Origin of the sequence: Beijerinckia sp. L45, assembly GCF_009765775.1 — a bacterium.
Classification (GTDB): Bacteria; Pseudomonadota; Alphaproteobacteria; order Rhizobiales; family Beijerinckiaceae; genus RH-AL1.
This window is the reverse complement of the sequence record NZ_LMUU01000259.1, coordinates 134,011-134,347: the sequence shown is the minus strand read 5'-3', so window position 1 is coordinate 134,347 and position 337 is coordinate 134,011. Positions and strand designations below refer to the sequence as shown.

Annotated in this window: 1 pseudogene; it reads right to left on the bottom strand. The window is 63.5% G+C overall.

The features are described from left to right. Positions 1-337, bottom strand: a pseudogene (locus tag GSQ79_RS29190) (hypothetical protein); the annotation flags it as partial.

Below are 337 nucleotides of genomic sequence, written 5' to 3'. Positions count from 1 at the left end.
ATCGAGCGTCAGGCGGTTGGCGGTGAGGATTTCGGTGCGGGTGTTGTTGCCGAAACCGTCCTTGCCCTTGGGCATCACGACGTTGGCGAAGCCGCTGATCGACAGCGGCAGGTTGGTAAAGGTCAGCGGCTGCAGGTAGGTGACTTCGAATTCCGGCGTCGTGCGGAAGCTCACGGTGCCGGTATAGGGGTTGAAGTCGGAATTGAAGGCGGGCGGGATGCCGAGCGGGTTGCCGACCTGGGCCAGGCCGTTGTGGTTCCACTCGTGATAGCCCTGCACGGCGACGGTGAGGAAGCCCGGGACGTCGAACGAGAACTGGATGCCGCCGACGATGTCG